Source organism: Streptomyces sp. NPDC029674 (assembly GCF_044903205.1).
Classification (GTDB): domain Bacteria; phylum Actinomycetota; class Actinomycetes; order Streptomycetales; family Streptomycetaceae; genus Streptomyces.
Genome location: NZ_JBJDPY010000026.1, coordinates 36,529 through 52,318, shown reverse-complemented (window position 1 = coordinate 52,318; position 15,790 = coordinate 36,529). Strand labels below are relative to the sequence as shown.

The 15,790-nt window shown below is 71.9% G+C and carries 11 protein-coding genes; 3 read left to right on the top strand and 8 right to left on the bottom strand.

What is annotated here, in order from left to right; translation table 11 throughout:
* Positions 1-248 precede the first annotated feature (248 nt).
* The 3 genes from ACI2L3_RS37080 (at position 249) to ACI2L3_RS37070 (ending at position 4,458) form a co-directional block, all read left to right on the top strand.
* Entirely contained in the window at positions 249-1,793 is a 1,545-nt protein-coding gene (locus tag ACI2L3_RS37080) for a S8 family peptidase (protein ID WP_404756853.1), read from the top strand.
* An 89-nt stretch (positions 1,794-1,882) separates the two neighbouring features.
* On the top strand, positions 1,883-3,373 hold the full coding sequence (locus ACI2L3_RS37075; RefSeq protein WP_404756885.1) for a S8 family peptidase: 1,491 nt from the start codon (positions 1,883-1,885) through the stop codon (positions 3,371-3,373).
* Positions 3,374-3,483: 110 nt separating this feature from the next.
* On the top strand, positions 3,484-4,458 hold the full coding sequence (locus ACI2L3_RS37070) for a CopD family protein (RefSeq protein ID WP_404756852.1): 975 nt from the start codon (positions 3,484-3,486) through the stop codon (positions 4,456-4,458).
* On the opposite strand, the gene ACI2L3_RS37065 is transcribed toward ACI2L3_RS37070, so the two are convergent.
* The 8 genes from ACI2L3_RS37065 to ACI2L3_RS37030 all read right to left on the bottom strand — a co-directional run bounded on the left by ACI2L3_RS37065 (position 4,427) and on the right by ACI2L3_RS37030 (position 15,776).
* Positions 4,427-5,140, bottom strand: coding sequence for a lysoplasmalogenase (locus ACI2L3_RS37065; RefSeq protein ID WP_404756851.1), 714 nt, complete (start codon positions 5,138-5,140; stop codon positions 4,427-4,429). The genes ACI2L3_RS37070 and ACI2L3_RS37065 overlap by 32 nt on opposite strands.
* Positions 5,137-6,054 (bottom strand): sterol desaturase family protein, encoded by a 918-nt coding sequence (locus ACI2L3_RS37060; protein WP_404756850.1) that lies wholly within the window; start codon positions 6,052-6,054, stop codon positions 5,137-5,139. Before ACI2L3_RS37060 ends, ACI2L3_RS37065 begins: the two co-directional genes overlap by 4 nt.
* Before the next feature lie 106 nt (positions 6,055-6,160).
* A complete protein-coding gene (locus ACI2L3_RS37055) occupies positions 6,161-6,874 on the bottom strand; it encodes a VIT family protein (RefSeq protein ID WP_404756849.1) in 714 nt (237 codons plus the stop codon).
* Positions 6,875-6,936: 62 nt separating this feature from the next.
* Positions 6,937-7,584, bottom strand: a complete 648-nt coding sequence (locus tag ACI2L3_RS37050) for a hypothetical protein (protein ID WP_404756848.1) — start codon at positions 7,582-7,584, stop codon at positions 6,937-6,939.
* Complete coding sequence (locus ACI2L3_RS37045; RefSeq protein WP_404756847.1) at positions 7,581-7,922, bottom strand: hypothetical protein; 342 nt, start codon at positions 7,920-7,922, stop codon at positions 7,581-7,583. Before ACI2L3_RS37045 ends, ACI2L3_RS37050 begins: the two co-directional genes overlap by 4 nt.
* Before the next feature lie 32 nt (positions 7,923-7,954).
* Positions 7,955-13,141: a caspase family protein gene (locus ACI2L3_RS37040; RefSeq protein ID WP_404756846.1), complete on the bottom strand. Its 5,187-nt coding sequence runs from the start codon at positions 13,139-13,141 to the stop codon at positions 7,955-7,957.
* 101 nt (positions 13,142-13,242) lie between these two features.
* Positions 13,243-14,496: an amidohydrolase family protein gene (locus tag ACI2L3_RS37035; protein WP_404756845.1), complete on the bottom strand. Its 1,254-nt coding sequence runs from the start codon at positions 14,494-14,496 to the stop codon at positions 13,243-13,245.
* Entirely contained in the window at positions 14,493-15,776 is a 1,284-nt protein-coding gene (locus ACI2L3_RS37030) for an amidohydrolase family protein (protein WP_404756844.1), read from the bottom strand. Before ACI2L3_RS37030 ends, ACI2L3_RS37035 begins: the two co-directional genes overlap by 4 nt.
* Between the last annotated feature and the right edge of the window lie 14 nt (positions 15,777-15,790).

Sequence of the window (15,790 nt, the reverse complement as noted above, 5' to 3'; positions counted from 1 at the left end):
GATCACGTGAGCCACGGATGGCGATGCTAAGGCCATGGGACGTGATCCGACAGGGGTTGATGTTGCTTCCGTTGTCTGCTCAACGTCCTTGTGACGCGCACGACGCGCCCCGACCAACCGGTTTCTTCCGGAAGGCATTGCTGGCCTGGGAGTTCGGGGGATAGCTTCACCCTGCACAACCCGTCATGTACCTGCCCGAGCACCAGCTGTGTTCGGGCAGTTCCGTATCCGGATGATGTGGAGATCCCATGGCTCATCTGCCTTCCAGACGTCGTACGGCGCTCACCGTGCCGCTCGGCCTCGCGCTCGCCGCCTCGGTCGGCTTCGTGCCCGGTGCCGCGACCGCGGCCCCGAACGAGCCCCCCGCCCCGGTGTCGGCGCAGACCGCGAAGGACGCCCCCGTCTTCGCGTACGTCGTCAACACCCGCACGGACCGCAAGACGCTCGCGTACGTCAAGAAGGCGATAGCCAGGGCCGGCGGCTCCGTCGTCGCCACGCACGAGAAGATAGGCGTCGTCGTCGTCCACTCGACGAACCCGGACTTCGGCAAGCTGATGCGTGACGTGCGCGGCGTCCAGTCCGCTGGCGCGACCCACACCGCACCGCTGAAGCCGGCCGGCACCACGGACGACGGCAAGGCGAAGCTGCTCTCCAAGGCCGAGGCCAAGGCCCTGAAGAAGAGCGCCGCTCCGGGCGCCGAGCCGCTGGAAGCCGACCAGTGGGACCTGCGGGCGATCGACGCCGACAAGGCCGCGAAGATCAACCCGGGCAGCAAGAAGGTCACCGTCGCCGTGATCGACACCGGCGTCGACGACACCCACCCGGACCTCGCCCCCAACTTCTCGGCGTCGCAGTCCGCGAGCTGTGTCGGCGGCAAGCTGGACACCTCGGCGGGGGCCTGGCGTCCGTCGCCGAAGGACAGCTACCACGGCACGCACGTGGCCGGTGAGATCGCCGCCGCGCGCAACGGCGTCGGTGTCGCGGGCGTCGCGCCCGGCGTGAAGATCTCGGCCATCAGGGTGGCCGACCCGGTCGACGAGCTGTTCTACCCGGAGAACGTGGTCTGCGCCTTCGTGTTCGCCGCCGAGCACAGCGTCGAGATCACCAACAACAGCTACTACGTGGATCCGTGGCTGTACAACTGCAAGGACGACCCGGACCAGAAGGCGATCCTCGACGCGGTCAACCGCGCGCAGCTGTACGCGCAGAAGAAGGGCACGCTCAACGTGGCCTCCGCGGGCAACTCCAACCACGACCTGGACTCCGACGCGATCGTCGACGACTCAAGCCCGGACGACTCCACTCCGGTGACCCGCACCATCGACCCGCACGAGTGCCTCGACGTGCCGACCCAGCTGCCGGGCGTCGTCACCACCAGCGCGACGGGCGTGAAGGACCTGAAGTCGATCTACTCCAGCTACGGCAAGGGCGTCGTCGACATCGCCGCGCCGGGCGGCGACAAGTTCCAGATCCCGGCGGACACCCCGTCGAAGAACGGCCGCATCCTCTCCACCATGCCGGGCGGCGAGTACGGCTGGCTGCAGGGCACCTCGATGGCCGCGCCGCACGCCTCGGGCGTCGCCGCGCTGATCAAGTCGACGCACCCCGAGGCGGGCCCGGCCGAGGTGCAGCGGCTCCTCAAGAAGCAGGCCGACCGGCTGGAGTGCCCGTCGGATCCGTACGACCCCGACGGTGACGGTGACGTCGACGCGGTCTGCGAGAGCGGCAAGCGCGACAACAGCTTCTACGGCAGCGGGCTCGTCGACGCGCTCGACGCCGTGAAGAAGAAGTGACGGGGAGAGAGAACGTGCACAAGTCCCACATATCGGCCACTGCTTTCCTGCGCTCCCGCCGTGCGCTGGCCCTGCCGCTCGGCGTCGCGATGGTCTCGGCCGTCGCGTTCCTGCCGGGGACGGCGTCCGCGCGGCCCGCCGCGATGCCGGACGCGCCGGCCTCGGTCTCGGCGTCGGCCTCGGATGCCTCGTCGATGAGTTACGTCGTGAACGTCCGCCCCGGAAAGGGGAGTTCGGAGCGCGCGAAGAAGGCCATCGCCAAGGCCGGCGGCGACGTCGTCATCGCGTACGACAAGATCGGCGTCATCGTCGTCCACTCGGCGAACCCCGACTTCGCGAAGACGATGCGCAAGGTGAAGGGCGTCGACTCGGCGGGCGCGACGCGGACCGCTCCGCTGTCGGCCCAGACGGACAACGCCCTGGAGTCCGAGCGGCCGCTGACCGCCGCGGAGGCGAAGGCGGCGGCGGGCAAGGCCTCGGCGGGCCAGGACGAGCTGGAGCCGCTCCAGTGGGACCTGCCCGCCATGAAGGCGGACAAGGCGCACGAGGTCTCCCTCGGCAGCAGCAAGGTCACGGTCGGCGTGCTCGACTCCGGAGTCGACGACACCCACCCCGACATCGCGCCGAACTTCGACCGCCGGGCGTCCGCGAGCTGCCTGGGCGGCGTGCCCGTGCAGAAGAACGACGCATGGCGCCCGGTGGCCGGCGAGAGCGACCACGGCATGCACGTGGCGGGCACGATCGCCGCCGCGAAGAACGGCACCGGTGTCACCGGTGTCGCGCCGGGCGTGAAGGTCGCGAGCCTGAAGGTGGCGGAGCCCGCGACCGGCATGTACTACACGGAGGCTGTCGTCTGCGGCTTCGTGTGGGCGGCCGACCACGGCGTCGACGTCACCAACAACAGCTATTACACCGACCCGTGGCTGTTCAACTGCAAGACCGACGCCGACCAGAAGGCGCTGGTCGACGCGGTCGGGCGGGCCGCGAAGTACGCGGAGCGCAAGGGCGCGGTGAACGTCGCTGCCGCCGGCAACGCGAAGACGGACCTCGCCCAGGACGAGATCCTCGACGAGTCGAGCCCCGACGACACCACTCCGGTGCCGCGGACCGTCAAGACCGCGGACTGCCTCGACCTCCCGTCGCAGCTGCCGGGGGTCGTGACGGTCTCCGCCACCGGTGCGAAGAACATCAAGGCGTCGTACTCGAACTACGGCGACGGCGTCATCGACATCACGGCGCCGGGCGGCGACTCCACGAAGTACCAGGCGCCGAACCCGCCGGCCGTCGACGGCCGGATCCTGTCGACGCTGCCGGGCGGCAAGTTCGGCTACAAGGGCGGTACGTCGATGGCGTCGCCGCACGCCGCGGGCGTGGCCGCACTGCTGAAGTCGACGCATCCGCACGCCTCGGCGGCGCGCGTCAAGGCGCTGCTCTACCGCCAGGCGGACGCGATGGCCTGCACGAAGCCGTACGACTACGACGGTGACGGCAAGGTCGACGCGGTCTGCGAGGGCGGCCGGAACAAGAACGGCTTCTACGGAGTGGGCATGGCCGACGCGTTGGACGCCGTGCGCAAGTAGCGGGTATGTAGCACCACATCACCGTGGAGCGGTGGGGAGGGCCGGGCGGCTCGGGGGCCGCCCGGCCCTTCGACTTGCCCGTCGGCGGGCCCCCTCGCGAAGATCTGGCGGTGAGTTCCATACGCCCGTCCGTGGGGCGCGCCGCCGCCGTGCTCGTCCTGGTGGCCGTCGCCGCGCTGATCCCCCTGCTCGGCCCGTCGGTGGCGCTGGACGGCACCGGCGAGGCGCGGGCGCCCGGCACGGGCTGGATCACGTTCCTGCGGGGTGTGCTGTTCGCCGCTCTGTGCGTGCAGTCGGGCGAGGTGTTCGCCGCCCGGCTGGCCCGGCGGGTGCCGGGGGCGCCGCTGGACCGGCTGCCGCGCGGCTGGTCGTCGTACGCGGCGTGGGCGGGGTGCGCGGCGGCGCTCGGGCTCGCCGCGATCGTGGCCAACGGCAACCTGGTGCCGCGTGAGTTCGCGGACCTGGACATCGGGCGGCTGTACGACACCAGGGACGGCAGGCTGGCCCTCGTCGAGGTCAACGCGTTCCTCGTGGCCGCGCTGTGCGCACGCTCCCGGCGGCCGGCCGTCGCCGCGCTCCCGCTGGCCGCGGTGATCGTCGCGGAGGCGCTGCGGGCCCACCCTCCGGTGGAGGATGCCCCGCTCGTCGGCAGCGGCCTCACGCTGGTGCACCTGACGTGCGGCGCACTGTGGGCGGGCGGACTCCTGTACGTGCTGCGCGTGCTGCGGCGGTGGCGGAGCGCCTCTCCGGAGGAGGGCGTCGCGGTACTGGGTCTCTACGCGCGCGTGGCCACCGCCCTGTTCGCCGCGATCACGGCGACCGGAGTGTGCAGCACGCTGCGCAGGATGCCGCCGAGCACGGTCGTCGACCAGCTCACGGAGACGGCGTACGGCCGCGTCCTGCTCTCCAAGGTGCTGCTCGTCGCCGTCGTCGGCGTGCTCGCGCTGCTGGCGCGCCGCCGGCTGCGCCGCACGGCGGACCGCGTCTCGGCGTACGTCCCCGCGCGCGGGGAGGTGATCGCGCTGGGCCTCGTCGTGGCGCTCTCGGCGCTGCTCACCGCGGTACCGGTACCGATCCGCTGGTGACCGCGCGCGCCGGGTCCGGCCCGGCTTCGAAGGCGCCAAGCACTCCCCTGGCCAACAGGGCCTGGGCCGCGAGGTAGGTGAGCATGATCGCGAAGTCGGGGCGGGGCAGCTGCGGCCAGTCGGCGACGCCGGTCGCGATGAGGGTGTCCGACAGCAGGAACAGCGCCCCGCCCGCGGCGGCCGTGACGCCGAGCGTGGTCGCGCCGAACGCCATGGCGGTGAGCAGCAGGCTGTAGCCCGCGACGGGACCCCGCATGTCGGCCGGCAGGTCCGGCCAGAGCAGCGCCACGGTGACGGCGAGCGCGAGGGCGTACGCGGCCACGAGCCCGGCCCCGCGCGCGCGGGCCGACCCACCGCCGCGCGCGTACCTCCGGGTGTCGCCGTACCGCTTGAAGAGCACGAGGTAGCAGACGTGTCCGGCGGCGAAGGACCCCATCCCGGCGAGGAACGCGGGCTCGGCGTCGAAGAGCAGGAGGGTGTCGCCGCCCCAGCCGAAGAGGAGGGCGGCGATCAGCAGCCGGGGGCCCCGCTGTGTGGTGACGTACGCCGCGAGGAGGGGCATCAGCAGCGGCTTGAGGACGGCGTGGCCGGGGCCGGAGTCGGCGAGCAGTGCGACGAGGTCGCCGAGCGCGGCCACGCCGAAGGCGCCGAGGAGCAGCCCCGGCGGCGGCCGCCCCGTCACGCCGCCCGCTCCGGGACCGCCGCGTCGGAGGCGGCGGGCAGCGGCGCGGGGGACGCCTCGGGAGCCCCGGAGGCCTCCGGGGCCTTGGGCTGCCAGCCGGGCCCGCGGAAGAGGCGCCCGGCCCGCTCCCGCCAACCGGCGGCCGCCCTGAGGTCCTTGGCGATGGCCGCGTACTCGTGGGTGGCCACGCGCAGCGGGTTGTACGTGTCGATGTTCTTCGTCAGGCCGTACACGGGACGGTCGGTCTCGGCGACCCAGGAGCCGAACATCCGGTCCCAGACGATCAGGATGCCGCCGAAGTTGCGGTCCAGGTAGCCGCCCTGGGACGCGTGGTGCACGCGGTGGTGTGAGGGCGTGTTGAAGACGTACTCGAAGGGGCGGGGCAGCTTTCCGATGCGCTCGGTGTGGATCCAGAACTGGTAGACCAGGTTGGCCGAGGAGCAGAACGCGAGCGCCGCCGGGTGGACGCCGCAGACGATGAGCGGCAGGTAGAACGGCCACACCGTGAGGCTCGTCCAGGGCTGCCGCAGTGCCGTCGTGAGGTTGAACTTGCGGCTGGAGTGGTGCACGACGTGGCAGGCCCACAGGATGCGGATGACGTGGTGGCCCCGGTGCGACCAGTAGTAGAAGAAGTCCTGGGCGAGGAGCATCAGCGGGATCGTCCACCACAGGACGGGCACGCGCAGCGGAGTCAGTTCGTAGACCACCGTGTAGATCGCGACGATCGGGATCTTCCACAGCAGGTCGAAGACGAGGCTGCCGAGCCCCATGCTGATGCTGGTGGCGGCGTCCTTCGTCTCGTACCCCGCGGCGTCCTCGTCGGGATGGATCCGGTGGCTCACGATCTCGACGACGGTCAGCAGCACGAAAGCCGGGATGGACCACAGCACGACATCGGGCAGGTTCGGGGACATGCGTGCACGGTAGAACGGCTATTCGTCCACGACTAGGGGTTGTTACCGACAAGTATTACCGGCGGTACGGGAGCGGTTGTTGGTGATCCTCACCAAAGGTGCGGCCTCAAACCCCTGCCGCCCCGAGAAGCGCCCCCGCCCCATAGGTCACCGCCATCGCGAGCGCCCCTCCCAGCACGTTGCGCAGCACGGCCGGGCGCGAGGCCGCGGCACCCAGGCGGGCGCTGCTCCAGCCCGTGAGGGCGAGCGCCGCGAGGACGGAGCCGACGGTCACGGCGAGCCGCCATCCTGCGGGCGGCAGCACGATCGCGAGGAGCGGCAGCAGCGCGCCCGCGGTGAACGCGACGAAGCTCGCCCAGGCGGCGTGCCACGGATTGGTCAGGTCGTCCGGGTCGATGCCGAGCTCCACGCGCGCGTGGGCGCGCAGCGCGTCCCGCTCGGTGAGCTGCTCGGCGGCCTCGCGGGCCACGTCGTGGCTGAGGCCACGCTCCGCCAAGAGCGCGGTCAGCTCGGCAAGTTCGACCTCGGGCTGCTCGCGCAGCTCCCGCTTCTCCACGGCCAGCGCGGCCTTCTCCGAGTCGCGCTGGGTCGATACGGAGACGTACTCCCCCGCGGCCATGGACATCGACCCGGCGAGCAGCCCGGCGAGCCCCGCCGTCAGCAGCGTGCCGCGGTCGTCCGTGGCACCCGCGACACCGACGACGAGGCCCGCGGTGGAGACGATGCCGTCATTGGCACCGAGGACGGCGGCCCGCAGCCAGTTGAGCCGTGTCCCGAGGGCTCCGCCGTGCGGTTCGTCGTGCGCTGTCCCATCACTCATCGAGGGAGGGTCTCACCGCGGGCGTCCCCGCACGCCGTCGGCACGCCGTCCGGCGGCCGGGCTCAGCAGCGCCGCACGGGGACCACCGACCGGACCTCGTCGGCGGGGACCGTGCGCCGCACCGGCTTCCCTTTCCGGCCTCCGCCGTCAGCCGCGCGCATGGTCACACCCCGGGCGTCGCTCACCACCAGCTCTCCGCAGACGGTGCCCTTCGCCGTCGTGACCAGCACACGGGGCGTCCCGGCCGACCGTCCCTCGCTCTTCTTGCCCTCGTCGGCGTCGACCGGCACCACCCAGCTGACCGCCAGAGCGGCGACGATCGCGCACAGCCCCACGACGGAGCGCCGCCGCGCCGAGGCCAAGGCGTCCTGGGTCTCCTCGACCTCGTCGAGGATGGCCGCGAAGAGCCGGTCACCGCTCAGCCAGGCCTGCTGCCCCAGCTGTCCGTGCGCGGCCCGCACCGCCTTCAGCGCGCCGGAGAGGAGCAGGACGAAGGCGGCGACGAGCAGGCCCGCCGTGGTCCACCGCCAGAGGTCCGGCATGCCCGCGACGCTTTCCCTGCCCTTGAGCACGAAGACGGCGCCGACCAGTCCGGTCAGCCCGGCGAGGCCGTTGCGCCACCCCTCGGCCTGCCGCCGGACGGCGGCGAGCTGGTCGATCTGGAGCTGCTGTCCGAGCTGCGCGAACCGCTTCTTGGCGAGGTCGGTCACGGGGTGGCACCGCCCTGCGCCGGGGGCGGGACCGGCACGTCCCAGAAGGCTCCGCAGCCGGAGTCGGGTGACTCGGGCGGGCGGTCCGGGTGCGGGTAGCCGCACTGGCAGTAGACGGGGATCGAGCCGGTGAGCGGCTCGGGCCGGGAGCGGCGGCGCCCCCGCCCCTTGGCCGGCCCGAGCACCCCGAACGCGACCCGGAACACCGTGCGGCCCCGGCAGGTCGGGCAAGGGCCGGTCACGGTGTACCAGCGGCCGTCGGCGGACCGCTCCACGGTGAAGGTGCCGACGGGCTGGACTTCCGATTCCTGGAACGGGGTCGGGGCGTGAGCGGACATTCGGCGTCGGTCTCCGTCGGTCGGTCAGTCGGTCAGTCGGCTTCGGGACGGTACGGCACGGCCTTCGGGATGGGAGCGGGCTCGGCGGGGCAGTCCTCGGGCAGCGTCAGGGCGAACAGCTCGGCGTACAGGGCGATCCGGTCGCACACCCAGTGCGTGGTCTCCTCGACCTCTCGGGCGGCCACGGCGATGTGGCGGGGCGGGACCTGCCCGGTGAGGGCGGGAGCGCGGCCGGTGTACCGGGAGGTGAGGAGGATCAGGTCCTGCCAGCGGGGGATGACCGTCATCTCCGGGCGTTCCATGGTGAGTTCCAGGCCGAAGGGACGGTAGAGCGCGAGCCTGTCCCAGGCCTGGTTTAGGGGCCAGCCGAAGCGGGCGGCCACGCGGACGAGGGTGAGGGGGGTGACAGGGCCGCCGTCGCCGACCAGGTCGTCCTCGAAGAGGGCGCTGTCGTGCGGGTTCGGCCGGTGGTCGCGCCACGCCTGGTCGTCGCCCTCGACCGCACGCCAGGGGGCACCCAGCGCGGCGTACTGGACGAGCGTGTCCAAGCTGTCCCCCAGCGTGTGGTTCAGCTCGCGCGCATGCTTGATCAGAAGGCGCACGCCCGTTTCCGTACGCCAGACCGCGCCCCGGTCACCGCGCAGGCAGCAGACGAAGGCATCCTCCCTGGAAGGCCGCACTTCGGCGAGTCGCTCCGGGGACGGCAGGCGCAGTGGCGCGGGATGGCCGGTCAGCGGGCCGAGGACGGCCAGCCGGTCGAAGGCCGGTCCGAGTGGCAGCCCGGCCGTGGCCGCTGCCATGAGCCCGTAGGGGTTGTCGAACTCCTCCTGTGCCTCGGTGTAGCCGATGGCGTTCACCCGGTCCAGAAGACCGGACGTACCCCGTTCGTGCGGCAGGAGAGCGAGGTCACTGCGCGACAGTTCCCGCCAGCTGTCGACGAATCCTGGGGCAGACGGCTGTACGATCCCGCCGTCCGCGAGCCGTGTGAGGGCCCGCCTCACCTGCTCGGGGTCCGCCTGCACGCTCTGCACCGCGAGCGCTGTGCCGAGCAGCGGGGCGGGGGTGTTTTCCTCCCCCGTCTCGAACAGTCGGAGGCGGTGCTGAGGCGCCTGCAACAGCTCGCAATCGAGCCTGCTGGGCGTGTATCCGGCGAGGTCCCCGAGGTCTGGCACTCGCATTCCCAGCACCTCGAAGGTAGCGGCGAAGCGCTCGACGACCTCGGCGAACGTGAGTGACAGCGCACCCGCCGCGACAGCCACACTGACGAGCGACACCTCCGCGTCGGACACATACACGTTGAAGTGCTGGGAGTATGCGTACCTCTCCTCGTCGGTGAGCTCCCTGCGCCGGCGTTCCCCGGCCATCCCGGCCGACTCTTCGACGGCGGGCAGTTCGGGCATCCCCAGCCAGGCGTAGCGGCGAAGCACCTCGTCGTAGAACCAGGGGGGCGGGCCACCGCCCCGGACGGCTCCGCCGTCGGGTTTCGCGAACCACGGGTGCCAGGAGAGGGCGTCGAGCTCCTCATGGGTGGCCCGGTGATCGCCGGGCGGCTCCGCCGCGGTGTCCGGGACGTGGAAGGCGAAACCGGCGGCGGCGAAACGTCGTGCGCGCTCCAACGCTTCACGCACGGGGAGCCCCGGATCCGCGGAGAACCACCGCAGAAGCCAGATCACGTCCCCGACACCGCCTTCTTCGGTGTCGGTCAGCCAATAGCTCCGCAACCCGCCACGAGGTCTTCCCCCGAGCAGCAGACGCCGGTCGACGACGTCCAGGGCCATGGAGTGAGCGGCGTCGAGGTCAGGCACGTCGGGCACGTCGATGCCTGTGATGGCGTGCCGCCTGGATCGCATGAGCAACTGGCCGAAGGTGCACGCCTCGGACTCCGGTGGCACGGCGGCACGGAACAGGAAGTCCATTCCATACAGGGCGCGCCCATGGGCACCGGCCTCCCAGGCGCGGGGGCGCGGATAGCCCTCGACCGAGTCCGGAACCGGCAGGTTCAGTGTCCGTTCCTCCCGCCTGATGCCGGCGTCCCGCAGGATGCCGGTCCGCCAGGCCAGATAGCGGTCGTCCGCCGGCGAGTAGATGGATACCGCCGCCTCGCGCTTGGCGGCGATCACCGGATCGCCGGCGAAGAAGCCCACCTGGCGGAAGGGGATGAGGGTCGTCCGGTCCCAGGTGAGCATGGACGTCACGTGGGCGTCCGCGGCCATGAGCCGCTCCGTCAGACGTGCGGCGCCCTCCGGCACCCACCAGGCGAAGTCCCAGAGCCATTCCAGGTAGAACCACTCCGGAGCCTCGAACCGCGCGCAGGCCCGCAGGATCTCGCCGGTCGCCCACGCCTGGTCGTATGAGAAGACGCGGGTTCTGCTGGTACTGAGCTCCGGTGCGTGGGTCTCCCTGAAGTCCATCACACAGCCGAACGGGAAACTGTCGCGGCGGGAATCGTGGGGCTCCCTGTCATCGTCCCTGCCCCACCGAGGCAGATGGAACTCCAACTGCCCCGGTCTCTCGCCCGACTCGCCCACCAGCACGCCGTCCGCCAGCAGTCGGCCCGGCCCCGGCACCCACCACAGGTCCCGTGTCGCCCGCACCGCCCGTGAGGCGTCGCCTCCGTAGTAAAGCGTGTCCGGCTGCCAGCTCCTCACCGTCGTCCCGTGCCGCTCCACCCGCAGGGCGAAATCGGTGCGCCACACCAGCGCGCCGAGTTCCTTCGCCACATCAACGGTGTCGTCCTGGAGGTAGAGGCGCACCGTGGTGCCGCCGCCGGGCTGGGACTCGTCCGCGTCCTTGATGCGGAACAGGCTGCCACTGGAGGCGATGTCCACGCGCAGCCCCCGGCCCGACTCGGGGCGGCCGTAGTCGTCCGTCGCACGTGTGCGGATGCTGATCTCGTCGGCCAGCATGAAGTAGCTGAACACCCCCACGCCGAAACGGCTGTTGGGGTAAATGCGCAACGTCTCGTCGGCGCGACGCCAGCGCGCCTGTTCCCTGCGGTACTCACGGGACTGCTCGAAGCGGCGCCCCGCGCGCGAGAAGGTGCCCCGCAGAGCGTCGCGTCCCATGCCGACGCCGTTGTCCGCGCATTCCACGTAGGGGCGGCCCGCGTCGTCGACGCCCTGCCGGAAGACGATCTCTCCCTCCCAGGAGTACGGGATGCCCTTGAGGGCCTTGCCGTACCGCAGCCGTGCCTGGCGGTAGCGGCAGGCGTCCAGCGCATTCTGGTAGAGCTCCCGCAAGGCGAGATGAGGGTCTCCGTAGAGCTGCGTGCCCATCAGCAGCTCCCGCATCTCGTCCTCGGCGAGGCCGAAGCGCATCAACGGCACGCCATAGACGGTGTTCTTGGTCGCGGTGTCCCACGCGGGTCCGAGCCGACGGCAGGTGACCCGCTCAGGGAGGTACGCCAAGAGGTCGTCCGGCGCCGGTCCCGCATGCTCCCGCACACGCTGCACGGCGTCGTCGGCCCAGCCGGTCAGCGCCTCCAAGGCCGCGTGGACGGCGGGGTGCGGGCACTGAAGGTCGAGGTCGACGGCGCGGGTGTAGCGGTCCCTGACCCACCGCAGCTCCCGCACGCTCGCGACGGCCTGCGCCGGTACGAGCCCGTCGGTGACGCCGATGTTGTCGACGAGCACGCCGGGCAGCTCCCGCAGATCGCCGCCGAAGAGCCCGGCGACGGCGATCAGCCAGGCCAGCTCCCGGGGGCGCCAGCGCTCGGTCACCTCGCTCGTGCCCGGCGGCCCTGCGCAGACCAGCTCGGTGAGGCGGTAGGGCGGTTCCCGGTCGTCGCCGCCGGGCTGGGGAGGCACGATCCCGGTCTGCCGGCAGACGCGCACCAGTTCGTCGGCGAGTTCCTCGGCGCGTCCGGTCGGCGCGCTCTCGCCGAGCAGTGCCCTGGCCAGCGGACGCAGGAGCTGGGTGACGTACTGGTCGTCCCACAGCTCTTCCTTGCCCCGCACGTGCCGGTGCATGAGCCAGGCGGCGACGGCCCGCGCGTCCTCATCGCGCCCTCGGCCCGCAAGCTCGCGACCTTTGCGCCAGATCAACGCATGCGCGGCGAAGGTGTGTTCGAGGTCGACGCGTTCCGTCTCCGTCTCACTGTCGCCGACGGCGGGATCGAGGTGAAAGGCGTCGGCCGCGACGGCCGTCTTGACACCGAGGGCGTACAACGCCTCCCGCACGAAGGGAGCCGCGGCGAGCACGGCGAACTCTCCCGCATCCAGGACCGGCCCCCCTTGAGTTTGTGAGGGCGCGAGGAGCGGCCGCAGGCCCTTGGTGAGGACGCGTACGGGATAGTCCTCGTCCGCCCATGGGTCGTGCACCCCAGCAGTCGCGGCCCTGCACCACCGGGCACACTCACGGGTGAGCTGTACCAGGGCCTGCTGGAGCGTGGCGCGGCGTTCGTCGTCGCAGCGCACGGCCGCCCACAGCTCGGGGTCGCAGACCGCCGTCGACCACGACTCCTGGAGAGTACGTCCGGAGCAGAGCGGGAAGCGGGCGATGGCGTCGGGGCCGCTCGGCGCGTAGTGCGGGGTGGGGGTCTGCTCGTGCCGGGCCGCGCGGGCCAGCTCCGTGGTCCTCGTCGTCGTGTACGCGATGACCTCGGCCACGGTGCGCGGCGAGGTGTCGGCGTCGAGCGCCTCGGCGAGCGCGCGCGTGAAGTGGCTGCCCTGCTCGTCGTCGGCGCCGCAGGTCTGGCCGGGGCCGCAGCCGAAGAGGACGGCGACGCGGTCGCGCCACGAAGGGAAGTTGGTCGCGGGCCCGCCGTGCGAACCGCCGTCCGTGCCCGCGGGGTCGCGGCAGGCGTCGACGGTGAGCAGCACCGTGCCGGCCCGGCAGCCCTGGAGCAGCGAGGTCAGGTCCAGATCGATGAGGCTGTCGAGCGCCACCTCGGGTGGCTCGGCGGCCCAGCTCAACTGGGCGTCGGACGGTACGAGATGGTCGGCGCCGCCGACCGAGAGGCCGTGTCCGGTGAAGTGGACGAGGACGGTGCCGTCCTCCGGCGCGGTGCAGCAGATGCGGCTGATCGCGCTGCGGACGCGGGAGCGCTGGGCGGGCTTGTCGGGTGCGAGCCCGAGGACCTCGACGCTGTATCCGGAGGAGTGCAGCGCTTCGCCGATGAGTTCGGCGTCACGGTGGACGGCCCGGGTCAAGTCGGGGAACTCTTCCTCGAGTTCATAGCGCGGAACGGCGATGATCAGCGCCCGCTTGCTCTCCCCCATGGTTCCGCGCCCCCCGTTGCTCCGAGCTCGACGCGGGCCAGGATCCCACAGGGGGCCCGGTGGCGGTGCCCGGCGCAGGACACCGCCTCCGGCCCGCGCGCTCACCAGACCCGCACCGCCCCTCCCCCCGCGAACACCGGGCTCGTCGCGTCGGCGGGTGGCTCCTTGAGGGGCTCGGCCAGCTCTTCGGCCGTGGGGCCCACGCGTGCCGCGATCTCTGCGAGCCGGTCCAGGTCGAAGCCGTAGACGCGGGCCGCGTTGCCGCCGACCATGGCCGCGATCTCGTCCCTGGGGAGGCCGGCGTAGGCGGTGCGGAGGCCTTCGCGGGAGTAGGGGTAGGTGCCCTCGTCGTGGGGGTAGTCGCTGCCCCACATGATCTTGTCGAGGCCGATCCGGTCGCGCAGGGCCGCCTCGTGCGGACGCATGAAACTGGCTCCTACGAAGCAGTTGTCGCGCCACACTTCGGAGGGACCCTTGCCCATCGCGTCGGCGAGGCCCGCGCCGAACTTGGACTCGGCCGTGTCCGGGCCGCCGGCCTTGCTCGCGGCCGCGACGAGGCGCCCGTGGTAGTAGTCCAGCATGTCGAGCACTCCGGGGACCCACCCCGAGCCCTGCTCGGTGAGGACCAGCCTGAGGTCCGGGTGGCGGCGGAAGGCACCGCCGAAGACGAGGTGCCAGAGCGCGCGGTGCGAGAACCACGTCGTCTCCACCATGAACACCGCGCGCGCGGCCGGTTCGTCGCCGAGCGGCGGCGAGGCCGAGCCCGCGTGGTGGTTGACGGGTACGCCCAGTTCGGCGCAGGCCGCCCAGATCGGGTCGTACGTCGACGAGTAGAGCTCGGGCAGGCCCGAACCGGGCGGTGTGCCGGGCAGCATGAGGCCGCCGGTGAGGCCCGCCGCCGCCGACCGGTGGATCTCCTCGACGGCCTTGTCGACATCGTTCAGGAGGATCTGGAAGACGCCCGCCCTGCGTCCCGGGGCCGCGGTGCAGAAGTCCGCGAGCCAGCGGTTGTGGGCGCGCAGACCCGCCCAGCGCTGCTCGAACTCCTCGCGGGTGGGGGCCGGGGCCATCAGGGACGCGCTCGGGAAGAACGGCGGGATCGTGTTCGGGAAGACCACCTCGGCGACGATGCCGTCCGCTTCGAGCTCGGCGACGCGGCGGTCCGAGTTCCAGTTGCGGTCGGCGGTGTCCGCGAGGAGGTCCTCGTACGGATTCACGTAGGTGGCCGCCCACGCGTCGAACGCGTCGTGGTGGCGCGACTCCAAGTAGGGCCTGTAGTCGAGGAGATCGGCGCCCGCGTGGCAGTCCGCGGAGATGACGGTGTAGCGGTCCTCGGTCGTACGCGGTGAGTTCATGTGTCCGCTCCCAGTACCGGGAAGTCGTGGTCGGTCAGCCAATGGCGGCCCACCTCGCGCGAGCGCGCCCAGGAGGCGGCCACGGCCTCCTGGTCGTCCGCCTGGCCGAGCTGTGCGGGTGTCGGGCCGATGCGGCGCGCCAGCGGCGCGAGCCGGTCCGTGTCGAAGCCGAAGACCTCGGCGGCGGCGAGGCCCAGCATGCGGCGGGTCTCCGCCACCGGGATGTCGTGGAAGGTTTTGCGCAGCCACGCGCGCGTGTCGGGCCAGGTGCCCTCGGGGTGCGGGAAGTCGCTGCCCCAGAGGATGTTGTCGACGCCGATCTCGTACCGCTGGGCGAGTTCGCGGCGCTTGGTGTTGGTGGCGCAGACGAAGAGCTGCCGGTCCAGGTATTCGTGCGGCGGGCGCTTCAGCTCCGCGAACGGGGAGAGTTTCTTGCCGCCGTGCGCGCCCAGGTAGAGGCGGTCCATGAACCACAGGAGGTTCGGCAGCCACCAGCAGCCCGACTCGGCGACCCCGAACCGCAGTCCCGGGTGGCGTTCGAAGACGCCGGACCAGAGCATGAACCACAGCGGCCGCGCGGGCCACCAGGTCACTTCGGAGACGTAGATCCCGAGGTGATCGCCGTACTCGTGGCGGGGCGCCGCTCCGGAGTGGGTGACCACGGGCATCGCGCACTCGGCGGCCGCGGCCCACACGGGGTCGTAACGCCGGTCGTGGTAGGGCGCCTTGTCGACCCACATGGAAGGGATCATCAGCGCGCCGAGCCCCGACTCCTTGGCGCGGTACACCTCGGCGACGACGCGGTCGACCTCTCCGGTGATGGGCAGCAGGGCGACACCGCAGTGCCTTTCGGGGTGCTCGGACACGAAGTCGGCCAGCCAGCGGTTGTGCGCCTGCGCGCCCGCCATGCCGAGCTCCGGGTCCTGGTCTCCGGAGAGGCCGAGGCCCACTCCGAAGGGGGCGGCCGTCCGGCTGTCGACGGCGTCCGCGTCGGGGAAGACGACCTCGGCGGCCACTCCGTCGCCGTCGAGCTCCTTGACGCGCTGCGCGCTGTCCCAGCCGCCGCGCAGGCCCTCTTCGTTGTCCTGGAACCACTTGGCGGCGAACGCGTCGTTGCGGATGCCGAGCCGGGTCGCCTCCTCGCGGCGGGCGCCGCGCTCGCCGAGGAAGGCGTCGAAGTCACGGTGGAAGCGGCTGTCGAGGTAGGGCCGGTACTCCTCGGTGGGGAGCCCGGCGTGGCAGTCGGAGGAGATGATGAGGTACGGGTCCTGAGCGCTCATGGGAGGCGCTCCCT